Source organism: Nitrospirillum guanabarense (assembly GCF_034653355.1).
In the GTDB taxonomy this organism is placed as follows: Bacteria; Pseudomonadota; Alphaproteobacteria; order Azospirillales; family Azospirillaceae; genus Nitrospirillum.
On the sequence record NZ_JAYEER010000001.1, the window covers coordinates 195965 to 212086 of the forward strand.

At 67.8% G+C, this 16122-nt stretch carries 15 protein-coding genes; 8 read left to right on the top strand and 7 right to left on the bottom strand.

The window, feature by feature from the left end; genetic code table 11:
• Position 1 precedes the first annotated feature (1 nt).
• Entirely contained in the window at positions 2-967 is a 966-nt protein-coding gene (locus UAA55_RS00770; protein WP_322950762.1) for an NAD-dependent epimerase/dehydratase family protein, read from the bottom strand.
• Positions 964-2718, bottom strand: coding sequence for a fatty acyl-AMP ligase (locus UAA55_RS00775; protein WP_322950763.1), 1755 nt, complete (start codon positions 2716-2718; stop codon positions 964-966). Before UAA55_RS00775 ends, UAA55_RS00770 begins: the two co-directional genes overlap by 4 nt.
• Before the next feature lie 317 nt (positions 2719-3035).
• Between UAA55_RS00775 and UAA55_RS00780 the strand changes: the two genes are divergently transcribed.
• Genes UAA55_RS00780 through UAA55_RS00790 form a run of 3 tightly spaced genes read left to right on the top strand, consistent with a single transcriptional unit; the run spans position 3036 to position 5758 of the window.
• The gene (locus UAA55_RS00780) at positions 3036-4163 is read left to right on the top strand and encodes an inositol-3-phosphate synthase (RefSeq protein WP_322950764.1); all 1128 of its coding nucleotides are present in this window, start codon (positions 3036-3038) and stop codon (positions 4161-4163) included.
• Positions 4160-4876, top strand: a complete 717-nt coding sequence (locus UAA55_RS00785) for a phosphocholine cytidylyltransferase family protein (RefSeq protein WP_322950765.1) — start codon at positions 4160-4162, stop codon at positions 4874-4876. Before UAA55_RS00780 ends, UAA55_RS00785 begins: the two co-directional genes overlap by 4 nt.
• 3 nt (positions 4877-4879) lie before the next feature.
• The gene (locus UAA55_RS00790) at positions 4880-5758 is read left to right on the top strand and encodes a CDP-alcohol phosphatidyltransferase family protein (RefSeq protein WP_322950766.1); all 879 of its coding nucleotides are present in this window, start codon (positions 4880-4882) and stop codon (positions 5756-5758) included.
• Here the strand turns inward: UAA55_RS00790 and lptG are convergent.
• Together lptG and lptF are read right to left on the bottom strand one after the other, a co-directional pair.
• A complete protein-coding gene (gene lptG, locus UAA55_RS00795; protein WP_322950767.1) occupies positions 5733-6842 on the bottom strand; it encodes an LPS export ABC transporter permease LptG in 1110 nt (369 codons plus the stop codon). The genes UAA55_RS00790 and lptG overlap by 26 nt on opposite strands.
• Positions 6829-7980, bottom strand: coding sequence for an LPS export ABC transporter permease LptF (gene lptF / locus UAA55_RS00800; protein ID WP_322950768.1), 1152 nt, complete (start codon positions 7978-7980; stop codon positions 6829-6831). The genes lptG and lptF overlap by 14 nt, the downstream gene beginning before the upstream one ends.
• Positions 7981-8222: 242 nt before the next feature.
• On the opposite strand from lptF, the gene UAA55_RS00805 reads away from it, so the two are divergent.
• Both UAA55_RS00805 and spt read left to right on the top strand, forming a co-directional pair.
• Positions 8223-8474 carry an acyl carrier protein gene (locus UAA55_RS00805; RefSeq protein ID WP_322950769.1) on the top strand — a complete coding sequence of 84 codons (252 nt, stop codon included), beginning with the start codon at positions 8223-8225 and terminating at the stop codon, positions 8472-8474.
• Between the two features lie 3 nt (positions 8475-8477).
• Complete coding sequence (gene spt / locus UAA55_RS00810) at positions 8478-9713, top strand: serine palmitoyltransferase (RefSeq protein WP_322950770.1); 1236 nt, start codon at positions 8478-8480, stop codon at positions 9711-9713.
• Here spt and UAA55_RS00815 read toward each other — a convergent pair.
• Entirely contained in the window at positions 9707-10237 is a 531-nt protein-coding gene (locus UAA55_RS00815; protein ID WP_322950771.1) for a DUF2141 domain-containing protein, read from the bottom strand. The genes spt and UAA55_RS00815 overlap by 7 nt on opposite strands.
• Positions 10238-10337: 100 nt before the next feature.
• Here UAA55_RS00815 and UAA55_RS00820 point away from each other — a divergent pair, with 100 nt between their 5' ends.
• The 3 genes from UAA55_RS00820 to UAA55_RS00830 all read left to right on the top strand — a co-directional run bounded on the left by UAA55_RS00820 (position 10338) and on the right by UAA55_RS00830 (position 13389).
• Positions 10338-11474, top strand: a complete 1137-nt coding sequence (locus UAA55_RS00820; RefSeq protein WP_322950772.1) for a glycosyltransferase — start codon at positions 10338-10340, stop codon at positions 11472-11474.
• A 70-nt stretch (positions 11475-11544) separates the two neighbouring features.
• Positions 11545-12288: a hypothetical protein gene (locus UAA55_RS00825; RefSeq protein WP_322950773.1), complete on the top strand. Its 744-nt coding sequence runs from the start codon at positions 11545-11547 to the stop codon at positions 12286-12288.
• Positions 12289-12354: 66 nt separating this feature from the next.
• Entirely contained in the window at positions 12355-13389 is a 1035-nt protein-coding gene (locus UAA55_RS00830; protein ID WP_145620647.1) for a radical SAM protein, read from the top strand.
• Here the strand turns inward: UAA55_RS00830 and UAA55_RS00835 are convergent.
• Positions 13382-14821 (bottom strand): oligosaccharide flippase family protein, encoded by a 1440-nt coding sequence (locus UAA55_RS00835; protein ID WP_322950774.1) that lies wholly within the window; start codon positions 14819-14821, stop codon positions 13382-13384. The two genes, UAA55_RS00830 and UAA55_RS00835, sit on opposite strands and share 8 nt — an antisense overlap.
• Positions 14818-16104 carry a glycosyltransferase gene (locus UAA55_RS00840; RefSeq protein WP_322950775.1) on the bottom strand — a complete coding sequence of 429 codons (1287 nt, stop codon included), beginning with the start codon at positions 16102-16104 and terminating at the stop codon, positions 14818-14820. Before UAA55_RS00840 ends, UAA55_RS00835 begins: the two co-directional genes overlap by 4 nt.
• Positions 16105-16122 lie beyond the last annotated feature (18 nt).

The following is a 16122-nucleotide window of genomic DNA, read 5'->3' on the forward strand; positions in this document are numbered from 1 at the left end:
CTCATGGCAGCCAGCCGGCGGACCTGTACCAGCCGACGGTGTCGCGGAACCCCCGCGCCAGGCTCACGGTGGGCTGGTAGACGCCCGCGGGCAGCAGCTCATCGGGCGTGACCGTCCAGTCGGGGTGCAGGATCTCCCGCGCCTTGCCCACGGTGAAGATGGGGGCGGTGCCGCGCACCTTTGCCCACCAGGATGACGCCTGCCCGGCCGCCAGCAGCAGGCGGCTGGGCACCCGCAGGAACCGGGGCCGCGCGTCGCCGCGCACGGCCAGGGCGGCCTGCCACATCATCTCCGCCATGGCGTACCCGGCCGGTTCGGTATCGGCCAGGGCGTAAATGCCCCCATATGGGATTCCGGTGCCGGTCACGACCGCGCTCAAGGCCCCGGCCGCGTCGCTGACGTGGACCGCCGCCAGGCGCCCGTCGTTCACCAGCGGGATGAGCGGCCGCGACGCCGTCCTGAAAATCGCCAGCGTCTCGCGGTCCCAGGGGCCGTAGATCATGGGCGGGCGCAGGACGGCCAGTTGCCCCGGCGCGTCCGCGTAAGCCTGCCGTGCCGCCTCCTCACCCGCCCGCTTGCTGGCCGCGTAGTCCGACAGCTGCGGTTCGCGCGCGGCCAGGGAGGAGACGACGATGAGGCGGGCCTGGGGCGCCAGGCGGCGCAACGTTGAGGCCACCCGGGCGGTGCCATCCCGGTTGGTGGCCATGAAGGTGTTCCGGTCCGGCGCCTTGATCAGGCCGGCGGCGTGGATCAGCACCTGCGCGCCCCCGGCCAGCCGCGCCAAGGCGTCAGGGTCCTCCAGCCCGCCCCGGACGGTCTCGAAGGTGAGGCCAGTCCAGGCCGGGTGGTCCGGCGGCCGGCGGGCCAATATCCGCAACCGTGCGCCCGACCGCGCCAGGGTGGCGACCAGATGCAACCCGAGAAAGCCCGTCGCGCCCGTGACAGCGACGATGGGCCGCCCGTTCATGCCAGGACGGGCTCCACCGGCGCGGAGACGCCCAGGATGGGCATGTCGCCCGCCTGGTACAGGGCCTTCGCCCGGCTGCGGCTGAGCTTGCCTGACGTGGTCTGCGGCAGGCTGTGCGGCGGCACCAGGACGACGCGGGCCAGCACACCATAGCGGCTGCGGAAGACCTGGCTGATTTCGCCGGCCAAGGCGTCCCGTGCGGCCTGGTCCGGGCTGCGGCACTGCACCAGCGCCACCACCTCCTCCTCGTCGCCGCTGTCGACGGAGAAGACCGCGACGTCGCCGCTGCGCAGGGCGGCGATTTCCGCCTCCGCCGTCCATTCCAGATCCTGCGGCCACAGGTTGCGGCCATTGACGATGATCAGGTCCTTGGCCCGCCCAGTGAGGACGATCTGGTCGTCCAGCAGGTAGCCCAGGTCGCCGGTATCCAGCCAGCCGTTCCCGTCCAGGACCCGGGCGGTTTCTTCCGGCGCATCGAAATAGCCGCTCATCAGGCTGGGGCCGCGGACGAAGATGCGCCCAACGTGGCGCTGCGGCTGCGGCTGGCCGGCGCTATCGCGCACCTCGATGGCGTGGTCCGGCAGGATGTGGCCGCAGAGCACGAAGGTGCGGCTGCGCTCGGCGCCTGACGCGGCCGGCACGGCGCGGTGCTCCTTCTCCAGCAGGATGCTGTCGACCACGTCGTGGCGCACGCCCTGGCCCTTGGGCGTGAAGTTCAGGGCCAGCGTCGCCTCGGCCATGCCGTAGCTGGGCACGAAAGCGCGGGCGTCGAAGCCGTTGGCGGCGAAGCGCGACGCGAAATTGGCCAGCACGTGCGGGCGAATCATGTCGCCGCCGATGCCGGCGCTGCGCCAGCTGGAAAGGTCGATCCCCTCGGTCGACAGCGTCTCCGCCCGGCGGGCGCACAACTCATACCCGAAGGATGGGCTGTAGGAGATGGTGCCGCGGTTGCGGCTGATAAGGTCCAGCCACATCAGGGGACGGCGGGCGAATTCCCGGGTGGGCAGCGTGTCCACCGATACCTGGCATGCCATGGGGATCAGCAGGAAGCCGACCAGGCCCATGTCATGGTAGAAAGGCAGCCAGGAGATGCAGCGGTCGCCGTCGTCGATGGCCAGGCCAGTGCGGCCCACGTGGGCGGCGTTGCTGAGGAAGGCGCGCTGAGTCACGGCGACGCCCATGGGGAAGCGTGTGCTGCCCGATGAGAATTGCAGATAGCTGATGCTGTCGGCCGACTGGGTCGGCAGATCGCCCGCGAACGGCGCCACGTCGTCCAGCAGGGCCAAGGTGCCGGAAATCTTGAGGCCCAGACCCTCGACCGACTGCGCCAGCCAGTCGTTGAACATGGCCGGCCCGAAGGCGGCGGTGGCGCCGCAGCTTTCCAGCATGCGCCGGATATGGGCGATGTAGGTGTCCTTGCCCCCGAACGCCGAGGGCAGCGGCATGGGCGCCGGCACCAGCCGGGCGTATTGGCACGCGAAGAAGGCGCGGACGAAATCACCGTCGCTTTCCGCGATCAGGCCGACGCGGTCGCCGGGGGCCAGGCCCATGCCCAACAAGCGGCGGGCCAGATCGATCGCCTGCTCTCGCAGCGTGGCGTAGGGCAAGGCCTCGCTGAGGACACCCTTGCCGGAATAGAAATTGTAACCCGTGGGACCCTGGGCGGCGTAATCCAGCGCGTCGGCCACGGACACGAAATCCGCATGGCGAGTCGGGAGCCCGGGATGGTGGGAGGGCGTCGGAAACGTCATTTTTACGTGTAACCCTAACTCTCTATGGCTTTACGCCGAGGGGATTGGAAAACAGGTATGCAAATTGATGACAGAAAGGCAAATGTGCCGTCGTTGAGGCTGATGCGCCGAACGCGGCGCTTGTGGCCGGCCCGACGCCCCGGTAGATGTGCAAGTGGCTTTGCAGGTTCATGTCAATGCTGTTTCCGATCTATGTCATGGGCTATCGTGACCTGTGCGGGCCAAGCTCCTTACCGCGGACACGACGGCACGGTCTGTGACCGAAGCCCGGCGGTGTGCTGAAAATTTTTTGCAACTAGCAACTCACAGGTTACGTCATGCAGAGGGCCAAAATCCGTATCGCCATCGCGGGCATCGGAAACTGTGCGAGCGCGCTGATCCAGGGCATTCATTACTACACCCCTGAGCGCTGCCGCGACGGCGTGGTCGGCCTGATGCATCGTGAGATCGGCGGCTTCCTGCCCTGCGACATCGCGGTCGTCGCCGCGTTCGACGTGGACGCGCGCAAGGTGGGCACCGACGTCCATCGCGCCATCTTCGCCAAGCCCAACTGCACCAAGGTTTTCCAGGCCGACATTCCCGACAGCGGCGTGACCGTCAAGATGGGCCAGGTGCTGGACGGCATCTCCGACCACATGGCGGACTATTCGGAAGACCGCACCTTCGTGCGCGCCGACGCGGCCGAGCTGAGCAAGGACGAAATTGTCGCCGAGCTGAAGCGCACCGGCGCCGAGGTCCTGCTGAACTACATGCCCGTGGGCTCCGAACGGGCCGCCCGCTTCTACGCGGAATGCGCGCTGGAGGCCGGCGTCGCCTTCATCAACAACATGCCGGTGTTCATCGCCAGCGACAAAGCCTTCGCCGACCGCTTCAAGGCCCGCAACCTGCCTATCATCGGCGACGACATCAAATCCCAGCTGGGCGCCACCATCACCCACCGCGTGCTGACCGACCTGTTCGCCAAGCGCGGCGTCAAGCTGCTGCGCACCTACCAGCTCAACACCGGCGGCAACACCGACTTCCTCAACATGAAGAACCAGCACCGCCTGGTCTCCAAGAAGAAGTCAAAGACCGAGGCCGTGCAGGCCGTCGCCCACAAGCGCATCGAGGACGACAACATCCACGTCGGCCCCAGCGACTACGTGCCCTGGCAGAACGACAACAAGCTGTGCTTCATCCGCATGGAGGGCCACCTGTTCGGCGACGTCCCCATGGATATCGAGCTGCGCCTCTCGGTCGAGGACTCGCCCAATTCCGCCGGCGTCGTCATCGACATGATCCGCTGCTGCAAGCTCGCCCTCGACAACGGCATCGGCGGCATCCTGGAAGGTCCCAGCGCCTATTTCTGCAAGCACCCCCCGGTCCAGTACACCGACGACATCGCCTACCAGATGACCGAGACCTTCATCCGCAGCACCACCCTGAAGCTCGCCGTCGCCAAATGAAGTGCCTCATCGTCGCAGCCGGGCAAGGAACCCGGCTGCGGGAGCGCGGCCTGCTGAAGCCGCTGATTCCCATCAAGGGCAGCCCCCTGATCGAGCGCGTGATGGAGCGGGGGCGTGCCGCCGGCGTCACGGAATTCGTGGTGGTCAGCGGCTATCGCGGCGAAGATCTGCGAGCCGCCGTGGATGTCCTGGCGGCGCGGGTGGGCGTTGCCGTCTCCCATGTCGTCAACGACGAATGGGAACGGGCCAACGGCGTCTCGGTCCACAAGGCGAAGGCCCTGCTGACGGAGCCCTTCCTGCTGACCATGTGCGATCACCTGGTGGATCCCGGCATCTTCCAGGGCCTGATGGCGCTGCGGCCGGAACCAGGCACCGTGACCCTGGCCGTCGACTTCAACATCGAACGGCCGCTGAACGACCCGGAAGACGTCACGCGGGTGAAGTGCGTGGACGGCCGGATCGTGCACATCGGCAAGGTGATCCGCGACTTCAACGCCTTCGACACCGGCGTCTTCCTCTGCACGCCGGGCATGTTCGCGGCGCTGGAGGAAAGCCAGGCCAAGGGCGACGACAGCATCTCGGGCGCCATGAATGTCCTGGCGGGGTGGAAGAAGGCCTGCGTCCACGACATCGGCGACCGGTTCTGGATCGACGTCGACGACCCGATCGCGTTCGAGAAGGCCGAGAAGCTTCTGGACGCCGGCCAGCTCTGAGCCATGCAAACCACTGAACCGGTCAAGCGGACCTCCGAAATCGAGGAGGTCACCAACCTGTACGTCATCCATCCCATCTCAAGCTGGCTGACCCCCAGGTTCGCCGCCCTGGGGATACCGCCGAACGCGGTGTCCCTGGCCGGGATGGCCTTCGGCATCGCCGCCGGCGTGGCCTACACCCATTACCAGACCCTGGCGTGGACGGTGGCGGCCTTCGTCCTGATGATCGCCTGGCACGTCATGGACGGTGCCGACGGCCAGTTGGCCCGGCTGACCAACGCGCAGTCGGAAACCGGCAAGATCCTGGACGGCATCTGCGACTACGTCACCTTCATCGCCGTCTATGTCGGCCTGGCCATGACGCTGGCGGCGGAGCACGGCGGCTGGGTATGGATCGTCATCGTGGCCGCCGGTGTGGCCCACGCGGTCCAGTCCGCCGCCTATGAGATGCAGCGCCAGTGCTACAACTTCTGGGGCTGGGGACGGAAATCCGCCGAACTGGCCAAGCTGGACACCCCGGCGGCGCATCGCCCGGGCGTGCTGGGCGCGCTCTACCGCCTGTATCTGCGCCTGCAGTACCTGACGACGGGCGTCACCGTGGATTTCCACGACGAGTTGGCGCGTGCCTTGGCAGCCGACGCGGCCCGCGCGCCGAAGATTCGGGAGGCGTACCGGGCCGCCTTCGCCCCGGCAGTGCGGCGCTGGTCCATCCTGTCGGCCAACTATCGCACGCTGGGCATTTTCATCGCCGCCGCGGCGGGCCGGCCGCTGCTGTATTTCTGGTTCGAGCTGGTGGGTTTCAGCCTGATCCTGGCCGTCCTGCTGTCGCGCCAGGCCGCCCGCTCCACCCGCTTCCTCAAGAGCTTGCGACAGGCGGCATAGCCGGCACCGGGCGCGTCCTATGCGCCCGGTGGAAAAGATAGGCGGCCAGCCCGATCAGGATCAGCGACGGGCCCAGGGCCGTCACGGCGGGGCTGAGGTTCAGCAGCAGGTCCAGGCGATCGGAAATCTGCTGCGTCAGGGAAAAGACGATGCCGATCACGGCGCCGATGGTGATCTGCTGGCCCGTGGACTGGGACCGCGGCGGCCCGAACACGAACGGCGCCGCGATCAGCGCCATGGCCAGCATGGTCAGCGGCAGGCTGAGCTTGGTCCACAGTTCCTGTTCATAGCGCACGGCGTGCTGCCCCTGCCGCCCCATCTCGCGGACATAGCGATAAAGGTCCGTCGGCGACATGTTCTCCGGCACCGGCATCAGGTCCTGCACACGCTTGCCCGGCAGGAAGGATGCCCAGGACAGGCTGTCCAGATGCTCAGTATGGATCTGCTTGGCGTCCACGGTCTTGCGCGTCACGTCGCGCAGTTGCCAGGGCCCCTCCGCCTGGATTTCGGCGCGGTCGGCATGAATGAACGTCTCCAGCCGGCCATCCTGGGAGAAGGTGTAGACGTTCACGCCGCGCAGGACGTTCTTGCTCTCGATCCGCAGCACGTTCAGGTATTGCCGCGCGCCGCCGGCCCAGAAGCTGTCGCCGGTGTCCGCCAGGGGGGAGTCGGCCAAAGCGGCGGATCGCAGGGTCAGGGCCAAATGTTGCGCTGGCGGAATGACAAATTCGGCCACTAGGAACAGCACGAGGACGACCGGCGGCAGCAGCTTGAGCACCGACCCGATGATGCGCACTTCCGATAGGCACAAGGCGCGCATGGCCGTCAGTTCCGAGCCCTTGCCCAGGCTGCCCAGGGCCAGCAGGGTGCCGATCAGCATGGCAACGGGCGCCACCTGCAGAAGGCGCGACGGGCTGGTCAGCAGCACATAGACCAAGGCGTTGACCACGTGGTATTGGCCCTCGCCCACCGACTTCAGCTGTTCGACGAACTCCAGCAGGCTGAACAGCGCCACGACTCCGCCGGCGACCGTCAGGAAAGCCTTCAGTGTCGCGCCGCCGATATACCGATCAAACTGGGTCATGGCGGACAGTGTGTTCCCGCGGCACCTCAAGGCTGCCGGACAGCCGCTTGACCAGGGCCCGGACTCGGAACTCCACGTTCCACTGCGGCCAGTACAGCGCCACGACCAGCAGCACCGCCAGCAGCGCCGGCGCCCACCAGATACCGGGAATGGCGCCGACGGAGCCATGCTGGACCCAGGTGCGGGCCGACGTGCACAGCAGGTAATAGCCGGAATAGACCAGGATGGCAGTGCCGAACTTGGCGTAGCGCCCCCCCTGCCGGGGATTGACGCGGCTGAGGGGCATGCCCAGCAGGCCCAGCAGGAGGGTGGAGAGGCAGGTGGACAGCCGCCACTGGAACTCCGCGATGTCGGCAGGATCGCTGGAGCGGGCCAAACGGGCACTGCTGACGCCTGTGGCGCTGTATTCCTGCGGGGCGATGTTGTGGTTGGCGGGATCCAGCGTGACGCTGCCCACATCCATCATACGGTCCTGGGTCGAGTTGTCGCGGCCCAAGAAATAGACGTGCGCATCATCCAGCCGCACGTTCGATCCGCCGTCCCGCTTCGGCGGCAGGGCGCGGGCGCTCTGCGCCATGATGATATCGGTGGTGGTCGGATGCTGGATCTGGATGAAGACCTCTTTCGCCGGGCCCCGGACGCCCTCCCGCCGGGGGAAGAAGATGACCCGGCCACCATGCTTGTTGAGGTAGAAGGTGCCCGATTCCATGGCATCGACGTTCATGGAAAGCTGGGCGCGATACGTGATGTCGTGCGACTTCTCATAGGCCCAGGGGCGTACGAACAGGGAAAGCGCCAGCACCAGCACCGCCAGACCGCCCGACAGCATAAACAGCGCGCGCAACACGATGCCGGGACTCACGTGCAGGGCAAACATGGCCGTGATCTCGGAGTCGCCGTAGAGCTTGCCGAAGGCCATCACCACTGAGACATACAGCGAAATGGGAATCAGAACCTCTAGCGAGATCAGGAGCTTGAGCCCGACCAATTCAGCGATGGCGCCGGTCGGCAACAGGCCGTTGACCGCGTCTGCCAGCAGGCCCGCGGTGCTGTAGCCCACGAACAGGGCCGCAAGGATGCCCAGCACGGCCGCCAGCGGCTTCGCGACTTCCCGGATCAGGTAGCGTTCGATGATCAAAGTTCCACGCCATCCCGCGCTTGGTTCGTCAGGGGATTACCCTATCCGGCCGGGTGCCCACTAACTCCCCCCGGCGTTATCGCACCGGCCGTCCGCACATGGCATACGACATCTTGCATTAATGTCTATGACAATCCGACGACAGCCTTCTATAAAGGTTACGGCGGATATATGAAGCCTTCGCTAAATTGCGAGTGGGTAGAATGGCAGCTCCGCGATGGTGGCATAGCTAATATAGAAGCATGGCTAACTCAGAAGAGCAGATCCGGTCGCTTGTATTCGACGCCCTCCGCGCCTCTCTGGAACGGCCCGTCGAATTATCGGATGATACGAACATCACCGAAGGCCTCGGTCTGGATTCGGTTGCCGTTATGGATTTCGTGATGGAGATCGAGGACGCGCTCGACATCTCCATCCCGCTGGACCGGATCGCCGAGGTGAAGACCGTTGGTGATCTTATCGCTACGGCATGTGATCTTAAGGGTGGCCGCTGACCCATGGCTCTTTTCGATAAGTTCGCGCCGCTGATGAGGCAGTTCGAGAGCCTGGAATCCACCGGCTACAACCCCTTCAACGTCAGCTTCGACCGGGTGCTCTCACCAACCGAGGGGATAATCGCCGGCCGGCGCATCCTGTTGCTGGGCACCAACAACTACCTGGGGCTGACCTACGACCCCGCCGTGATCGACGCCGCCGCCGCCGCGACCCGCAGCCTGGGCGCCGGCACCACCGGCTCGCGCGTCGCCAACGGCAGCTACGGCGGCCACCGCCAGCTGGAACGCCACCTGGCCGACTTCTACGGCCGGCGGCACTGCATGGTGTTCTCCACCGGCTACCAGGCCAACCTGGGCATCCTCTCCGCCCTGGCCGGCAAGGACGACCATCTGATCCTGGACGCCGACAGCCACGCCAGCATCTATGACGGCTCCCGCCTGGGCCACGCCCAGGTCACCCGCTTCCGCCACAACGATCCCGACGACCTCGACAACCGCCTGCGCCGCCTGGCCGACACCCCCGGCGACAAGGTCATCGTCGTCGAGGGCATCTATTCCATGCTGGGCGACACCGCCCCCCTGCGCGAGTTCGTCGAGGTCAAGCGCAAGTGGGGCGCCTACCTGGTGGTGGACGAGGCCCATTCCCTGGGCGTCCTGGGACGCACCGGGCGCGGTCTGGCCGAGGCCGCCGGCGTCGAGGACGAGGTCGACTTCGTCGTCGGCACCTTCTCCAAGAGCCTGGGCGGCATCGGCGGCTTCTGCGTCAGCGACATGGACGGCTTCGACATCCTGCGCGTCGCCAGCCGGCCCTACATGTTCACCGCCTCCCTGCCCCCGGCCGTGGTGGCGGCGGTGACGGAGGCGCTGAACCAGCTGCGCCACCGCCCGGCGCTGCGCCAGCAGCTGATGGACAACGCCCGCCGCTTCCACGCCGGCCTCGGCGACCTGGGCTTCCATGTCGGGCCCGAGGCCAGCCCCGTCGTCTCCGCCATCATGCCCGATCCCAAGACCGCCTTCGCCTTCTGGACCCACCTGCTCGAGGCCGGCCTCTACACCAACGTCAGCCTGCCTCCCGCCACGCCCAAGGGCCTCGCCCTGCTCCGCTCCAGCGTCAGCGCCGCTCACAGCCGCAGCCAGATCGACCACGCCCTCTCCCTCTTCGCCACCACAGGACGCGAACTGGGCCTCATCCCGGCAGAACCGGTCGCCCAGCCCGAAATCCGCGCCGCCGCTCAGTAGTACTTCATCAGCACGGAAACGGGATTGTCCCCGGCCTGGACGGGGATGCGCACCTTGCCCAGGTCCGGCGGCCCCAGGTACAGCGTCGGATTGTTGGAGAAGCCGTACCCCTCCGCCGGAATGCCGAGCATCGTCGTATCGAAATGGCCATTGTCGTTTTCATCATGGAACAACGCCACCGCGTAATGGCCGGCCTGGGGCAGGACGATGCAGGCCTCTGTCACGGGCAGGACGACCGGCAGGATCTGGCGGGCGACCTTGTAGGCGCCATCCAGGAAATGGTTGGCATCGTCCGGATAGATGGTGATGGTGACATTGCCCTTGCCCGAGTGCATGCCGGTGACGTTGAGCCGCAGCCGGACCTGGGCGGTATCGTCCGGGTCGCACGGCGGGCCGGGCATGGCCACCGCCTTCTCCGCCCGGGCCACCGTGGGCAGGGCCAGGACCGCCGTCACCGGGGCCGCCACCGCCGCCAGAGACCAGATGCCCGCCAGCACGGCGCGGGCGTCAAGCTTGACTCGCATCACCAACACGTCCCTCACCAGTCCTTTTTTCCGGGCGCGCCCGTACGCACCATGTACGGGCGGGGACGGACGGACTTCAAGCCCTGTGAAGACCTCGCGCATGCGTGACGTGGTCATCTTCCGGCACAACCTGTTCCGCGTTTCCGAGACCTTCATCACGGAGCAGGCGCGCTTCCTGCGCCGCCATGCGCCGCTATACGTCGGGCGCCTGCGCTACGGCCCGCCGCCGCCGGGCGCCGCCTCGCTGGCGCTGGCCGATCTCTGGCCACGCTTCACCCTGCCCCGCATCGGCTGGCAGATGCTGACCCGCGATCCGGCACCGTATGAGCGCCTGCTGGCGGGACGGCGGCCGGCCCTGGTCCATGCCCATTTCGGGGTGGAGGGCGTCTATGCCCTGCCGATGGCGCGGCGCCTGGGCCTGCCGCTGATCACCACCTTCCACGGCTTCGACGCCACGCTGTCGACCGCGGCATTGATGATGTCGCCCGCCTGGGTGAACTATCCCCTGTTCCGCGGCCGCCTGGCGCGGCAGGGGGACCTGTTCCTCTGCGCCTCCGCCTTCATTCGGGAGCGGGTGCTGGCCATGGGCTTCCCGGCGGAGCGGACGCGGGTGCACTACATCGGCGTCGACTGCCAGGCCATCCGCCCCCGCGACCCGGAGGAGGAAACGCCCACCATCCTGCACGTCGCCCGCCTGGTGGAGGTGAAAGGGGCGGAATATCTGATCCGCGCCTTCTCCCTTCTTGCGGATTGGCATCCCAAGGCCCAACTGGACATCATCGGCGACGGGCCTTTGCGCAAGCCGTTGCAACGGCTTGCGGGAACGCTGGGATTGAGCAGTCGCATACGCTTCTTGGGCGCCCTGCCCCATACCGAGGTTCTGGCGCGGATGCGCCGGGCGGCAATGCTGGTCCTGCCCAGCGTGCGCACCAACACCGGGCGCGTCGAGGGCTTGGGCATGGTCATGCTGGAGGCCGCCGCCACCGGCGTCCCCGTGATCGGCAGCCGCATCGGCGGCATTCCGGAAGCCATCGTGGAGGGCCGCACCGGCCTGCTGGCACCGGAGCGTGACGCCGAGGCCCTGGCCCGGCATATGGAAACCCTGCTGGACAACCGCGACCTGCGCCGCCGCATGGGATTGGAGGCGCGCGCCCACGTGGGGGCACGGTTCGACATCGCCCGCCAGACGGCGGCGCTGGAGGATATATACGACCAGGTGGCCGGCCATGCGGCATGACGGCGGCGCAGGCCCCCAAGGCGCGCCCGGACAGGGGGCGAGCGACCAGAGGACGGCCGGGCGGGCGGTCGTGGTCGCGCATCCGGATGACGAGATCCTGTGGCTCAGCTCCGCCCTGGCCAGTGCCGACCGGGTCGTCTTCTGCTTCGGCGATCCCTTCGGCCGGCCGGCCAAAGCGGCGGCGCGGCGGCACGCGGTGGCGGCCCTGGCCCTGCCGGGTCTGATCGACCTCCGCATTCCGGAAAGCGGTGCCGGCTTCGCCGTCGACCGGGCCAACCCGGTGACCACGCCCCAGGGGCTGCAGATCACCGACGCGGCGGCCCGCCCCCGCTATGAGGTGAACTTCCCCCGCCTGGTGGCAACCCTGCGCCCGGTCCTGGCGGGATGCGCCGAGGTCTACACCCACAATCCCTGGGGTGAGTACGGCCACGCCGAGCATGTGCAGGTCCACCGCGCCGTCACCGCCCTTCAGGCCGAGCTGGGCTTTCACGTCTGGTTCAGCAATTATGTGGACGCCAAGAGCTGGCCGCTGGCCATCCGGCTGGCCGGCGCCCCATGCTGGACGGAGCGGCGCCGCGTCCGGCCCGACGTCGCCCTGGCGCGCGGCCTGATGAAGACGTATCGGCGCCATGGCGCCTGGACCTGGACGCCATTCCATCGCTGGCCGGCGCAAGAAACACTTTACGGCCAGGCGCCGGAGGCCGAAGGTCGCCACCCCATGGCGGGGGAGGAGATGCTGGACGTGGCCGGCCTGCGCTGGTGGCCTCCGCCCTGGCGCCGGGCGCGGCGGCGCCTGACGGCCCTTCCGGTTTGATCCTTTGTCCCTTCGCTTTGAAACACGGCCTGCTGCGAAACACGATCTGCTGCGCGGAATGTCCCTATGACCTCGACGACTGACACCACCCGTCCCGGCCGCCTGGAAAACCTGGCCGCCGGTCTCCGCTTCGCCGCCCGCGCCGTCGGGCAGCGGTACACGCCGCTGCTGGCCCAGGTGGTGGTGACGCGCCGCTGCAACCTGGCCTGCGGCTATTGCAACGAATATGACGACTTCTCCCCGCCCGTGCCGCTGAAGGACTTGCTGGCGCGCGTCGACCATCTGGCGGCGCTGAAGACGTCCTCCATCACCTTCACGGGCGGCGAGCCCCTGCTGAACCCCGACCTGGACAAGGCCGTGCGCCATGCCCGGCAGAAGGGGATGATCGTCACCACCATCACCAACGGCTTCCGCCTGACCAAGGAATGGATCGACCGCCTGAACGCCGCCGGCCTTCAAGGCATGCAGATCAGCATCGACAACCTTGAGCCCGACGAAATCTCGATGAAGAGCCTGAAGTCGGTCGAGGGGAAGCTGGAGCTGCTGTCCAAGCATGCGCTGTTCAAGGTGAACGTGAACTCCGTGCTGGGCGTCACGGGGGAGCGGACGCAGGACGTGGTGACGGTGGCGGAAACGGCGGCCAAGTTCGGCCTGCAGCATTCCGTGGGCGTGCTGCATGACGGCAGCGGCACGCTGAAGCCCCTGAGCCCGGCGCAGATGCTGGCCTATGAGAAGGTCACCCAGATTTCGCCGTCCCTGGTGCACACCCTGAACTACCGGCTGTTCCAGAAAAACCTGATGAACGGCCAGGCCAACGACTGGCACTGCCGCGCCGGCGCTCGCTACCTGTACGTCACCGAGGACGGGCGGGTGCATTGGTGTTCGCAGCAGCGGGGCTATCCCAACAAGCCGCTGCTGGACTACACGCTGGAAGACATCAAGCGGGAATATCACACCGAAAAGGGCTGCGCCCCGACCTGCACGCTGAGCTGTGTGCATCAGATGAGCATGTTCGACCGGCGGCGCCAGTCCATTCCGGACCCCACGGCCCGGCCCGCCGGCGCACCGCCGGCGGATGGTGCGGCCAAGCCGGTCAGTTGACCGGCTTTTCCCGGTCGTACCGGAACAGCCCGCCATAGGCGACCGCCATCGCCACCGCGACGATGGCGACGCTGACGGCGGGCCGGTCGCCCCCGGGCAGCAGGCGCAGGGTCCAGACCACGGCGGCCATGACGGCAACGCCGGCCGCGGGCAGCAGGAAGGCCCGGACGACGCTGGCGGCGCCGATGGCCCATGTCCGCTCCAGATAACGGGCGCCCCACGCCAGCAGCGGCGGATAGATCGCCAGCCACACCGCCGCGACGGCGATGATTCCGCCCTCGGCCGGCAGCAGGGCGCCCACCGCCACGATGCCGGCGCTCAGCAGGGTCAGCGTGGCGGCCGACAGCTGGGCCGCCAGCCCCGGCCGGCCCGACGCCATCATCAGCGGCGTCAGCAGTTGCGAGGTCACCCGCAGCAGGGCGGCCGCGGCCAGCAGCTTCAGCGGCAGGGCGGCGGCGGCATAGCTGAGGCCGTGGTCGTCATGGATCAGGGCGGTCAGAGGATCGGCCGCCAGGATCAGGCCCACCATCAGGGGGGCCGTCAGCAGGGCCAGCCGGCGCAAGGACCAGGTCAGCGATTGGGTCAGCCCGGCCCTGTCGCCAGCCAGGCGGGCGAAGACGGGCAGCGCCGTGCGGTTGATGAGCGTGCCCACCGCCATCACCGGTTCCATGGCGATGTCGAAGGCGACGCGGTACAGCGCCAGGGGGGCGGGGCCGTAGAACCAGCCCACCAGCAGGAAATCGATATTCTTGAAGATCTGCTCGAACAGGTTCACCGCCGCGGCGCGGAAGCCGAAGCGGACCAGGCCCCGGATGTCGTCCAGCCGGAAGTGCGCGCCAGGGCGGAAGGGGCGCGCCAGCGTGGCGCCGATCAGCGTGTAGAGGCCGCTGGAAACATAGCCCGCCACCAGGGCCCAGGCCCCGGCGCCGGCCATGGCCAGGCCCAGACGCGTCAGCGCCGCCCCCAGCGTGGCCGCCACGTTGACGACGGCGATCCGCTCATATTTCAGGTCGCGGTTGAGCAGCGCCAGCGGGATCACCGCGGCGGCGACCATCGGCTGCTTGGCGGCCACGGCGGTGAAGTAGGCCGCCATCCCGGTGACGCCGTACAGGGCCTCCAGCCCCGGCGCCACCGCCAAGGTCACGGCACCCATGAGGAAGGCGGCGCCCAGGATGAACCAGAAGAGGCTGTCCAGCTGACGCTTGGCCATCGTGGGGGCCTGGACCAGGGCGTCGCCCGTGCCCAGCCCGTCGAAGGCCTCGATCACCATGCCGGTGGAGATGACCAGCGAGGCCACGCCCACCTGTTCCTTGCTGAGGAAGGTCAGCACGGCGAGGATGGTGGAGAAGTCAATGATCTTGGCCAGGACGGTGGCGCCGCCCAGCCAGTTGAAACCCCGGCGCAGATGGCGCTGATGGTCGCCGTCGCTCACGTCGTCCTATCCATTGTCCTATCCATTGTCCTATCCATTCCGAGGGGGGCCTCGGGACGGGGCGGCAGCACCCAGGCGCCCTTGTTGACCAGGTGGGCCAGCCAGTGGCGCGACTGCTGGCGCCACGCCCGGAATTCCCGCCCGCCCCAGGTGCCCGCCCTCACCGGGGCGGCATTCATGCGCTCCTCCACCAGGGCATGGATGCGCTGCGCCCGCTCGGCCCAGGTGTAGTCGCGGCTGTCGGCCAGGGCCGTTTCCGCCAGGCGGGCGGCACGGGCCGGATCGCCCAGCAGCGCGTCGATGCCGGCGACCAGGTCGGGCACGGAATCGGGCGGGCAGAGATGGGCGTTCTCATCGTGGCGCAGGACCTCGCCCACGTCGGGCGTGCGCCCGGCCAGGATGGGCCGGCCGGAAGCGAGGTAGAAGAACACCTTCAGCGGCAGAACCGTCGACCCGAACTCCGCCAGCGGCAGCCAGGACGGCGGAATCAGCAGGATGTCGGCGGCGTAGACGTAGTCGGCCAGCTTGTCCGCCGGCTGATAGGGGACGATGCGCACATTGGGCACGTCGCGGGCCATGGCCTCGATCGGCCCTTCCCCATACGATCCCACCAGGATGAACAGGACGTCCGGCCGCTCCTTCGCCGCCTCGACCGCCAGGGCCAGGCCCTTCTTGTGATTCACCCGGCCGGTGTAGACGACCGTCTTCTGACCGGGCTCGACGCCGATCCGCCGCTTGGCCTCCTCAAGGGGGATGCGGGCCTGGAACCGTGCCGGCTCATAGCCGTTGCGGATGCAGCGCACCTTGTCCTCGGGAATTCCCAAGGCCAGGTATTTGCGCCGGGTGTAATCGGAATGGCAGATCTTGACGATGAAGCGCGGGTGGCAGAGCAGGCGGTACAGCCAGAACTGCAGCGGCGGGATTTGGTCGGGCCACGGGCGGTAGTGATCGAAGGCGACCTTCTGCCCGAACAGGATGGCCATCCAGGCGACCCAGAGGTTGCGGGTGTAGACCACGTCGGCCCGGCGAAACTCTTTCCGGAAAGGCAGGGTGAGCCCGCAGAGGAAATGCCGCAGCGCCGCCGGCGTGATCGGAGCGCGCGCGTCGACCACCGGCATGCCGGCCAGGGCCGCCGCCGCCGCCCGCCCCGCCGCGTCCTTCAGGGGGACGTGCAGCCACGCCCCTTCCGTCAGCGGGGCCAGATACCGGGCCGTGGTGGTAAATACTTCAGCATCCGCTTCGGTGCTTGGTAAAGGGTTCTCGAAGGTGAATAATATTCGCATCGAAAACTGCACCATGGG

What these genes read in the sequence shown, in the direction of transcription:
- UAA55_RS00820 (WP_322950772.1), top strand. Translation starts at nt 10,338, where the DNA reads ATGCGTGACGTGGTCATCTTCCGGCACAACCTGTTCCGCGTTTCCGAG.
- lptG (WP_322950767.1), bottom strand. Translation starts at nt 6,842, where the DNA reads ATGACCCAGTTTGATCGGTATATCGGCGGCGCGACACTGAAGGCTTTC.
- UAA55_RS00790 (WP_322950766.1), top strand. Translation starts at nt 4,880, where the DNA reads ATGCAAACCACTGAACCGGTCAAGCGGACCTCCGAAATCGAGGAGGTC.
- UAA55_RS00780 (WP_322950764.1), top strand. Translation starts at nt 3,036, where the DNA reads ATGCAGAGGGCCAAAATCCGTATCGCCATCGCGGGCATCGGAAACTGT.
- UAA55_RS00840 (WP_322950775.1), bottom strand. Translation starts at nt 16,104, where the DNA reads ATGCGAATATTATTCACCTTCGAGAACCCTTTACCAAGCACCGAAGCG.
- UAA55_RS00830 (WP_145620647.1), top strand. Translation starts at nt 12,355, where the DNA reads ATGACCTCGACGACTGACACCACCCGTCCCGGCCGCCTGGAAAACCTG.
- UAA55_RS00815 (WP_322950771.1), bottom strand. Translation starts at nt 10,237, where the DNA reads ATGCGAGTCAAGCTTGACGCCCGCGCCGTGCTGGCGGGCATCTGGTCT.
- UAA55_RS00770 (WP_322950762.1), bottom strand. Translation starts at nt 967, where the DNA reads ATGAACGGGCGGCCCATCGTCGCTGTCACGGGCGCGACGGGCTTTCTC.
- UAA55_RS00805 (WP_322950769.1), top strand. Translation starts at nt 8,223, where the DNA reads ATGGCTAACTCAGAAGAGCAGATCCGGTCGCTTGTATTCGACGCCCTC.
- UAA55_RS00775 (WP_322950763.1), bottom strand. Translation starts at nt 2,718, where the DNA reads ATGACGTTTCCGACGCCCTCCCACCATCCCGGGCTCCCGACTCGCCAT.
- spt (WP_322950770.1), top strand. Translation starts at nt 8,478, where the DNA reads ATGGCTCTTTTCGATAAGTTCGCGCCGCTGATGAGGCAGTTCGAGAGC.
- UAA55_RS00785 (WP_322950765.1), top strand. Translation starts at nt 4,160, where the DNA reads ATGAAGTGCCTCATCGTCGCAGCCGGGCAAGGAACCCGGCTGCGGGAG.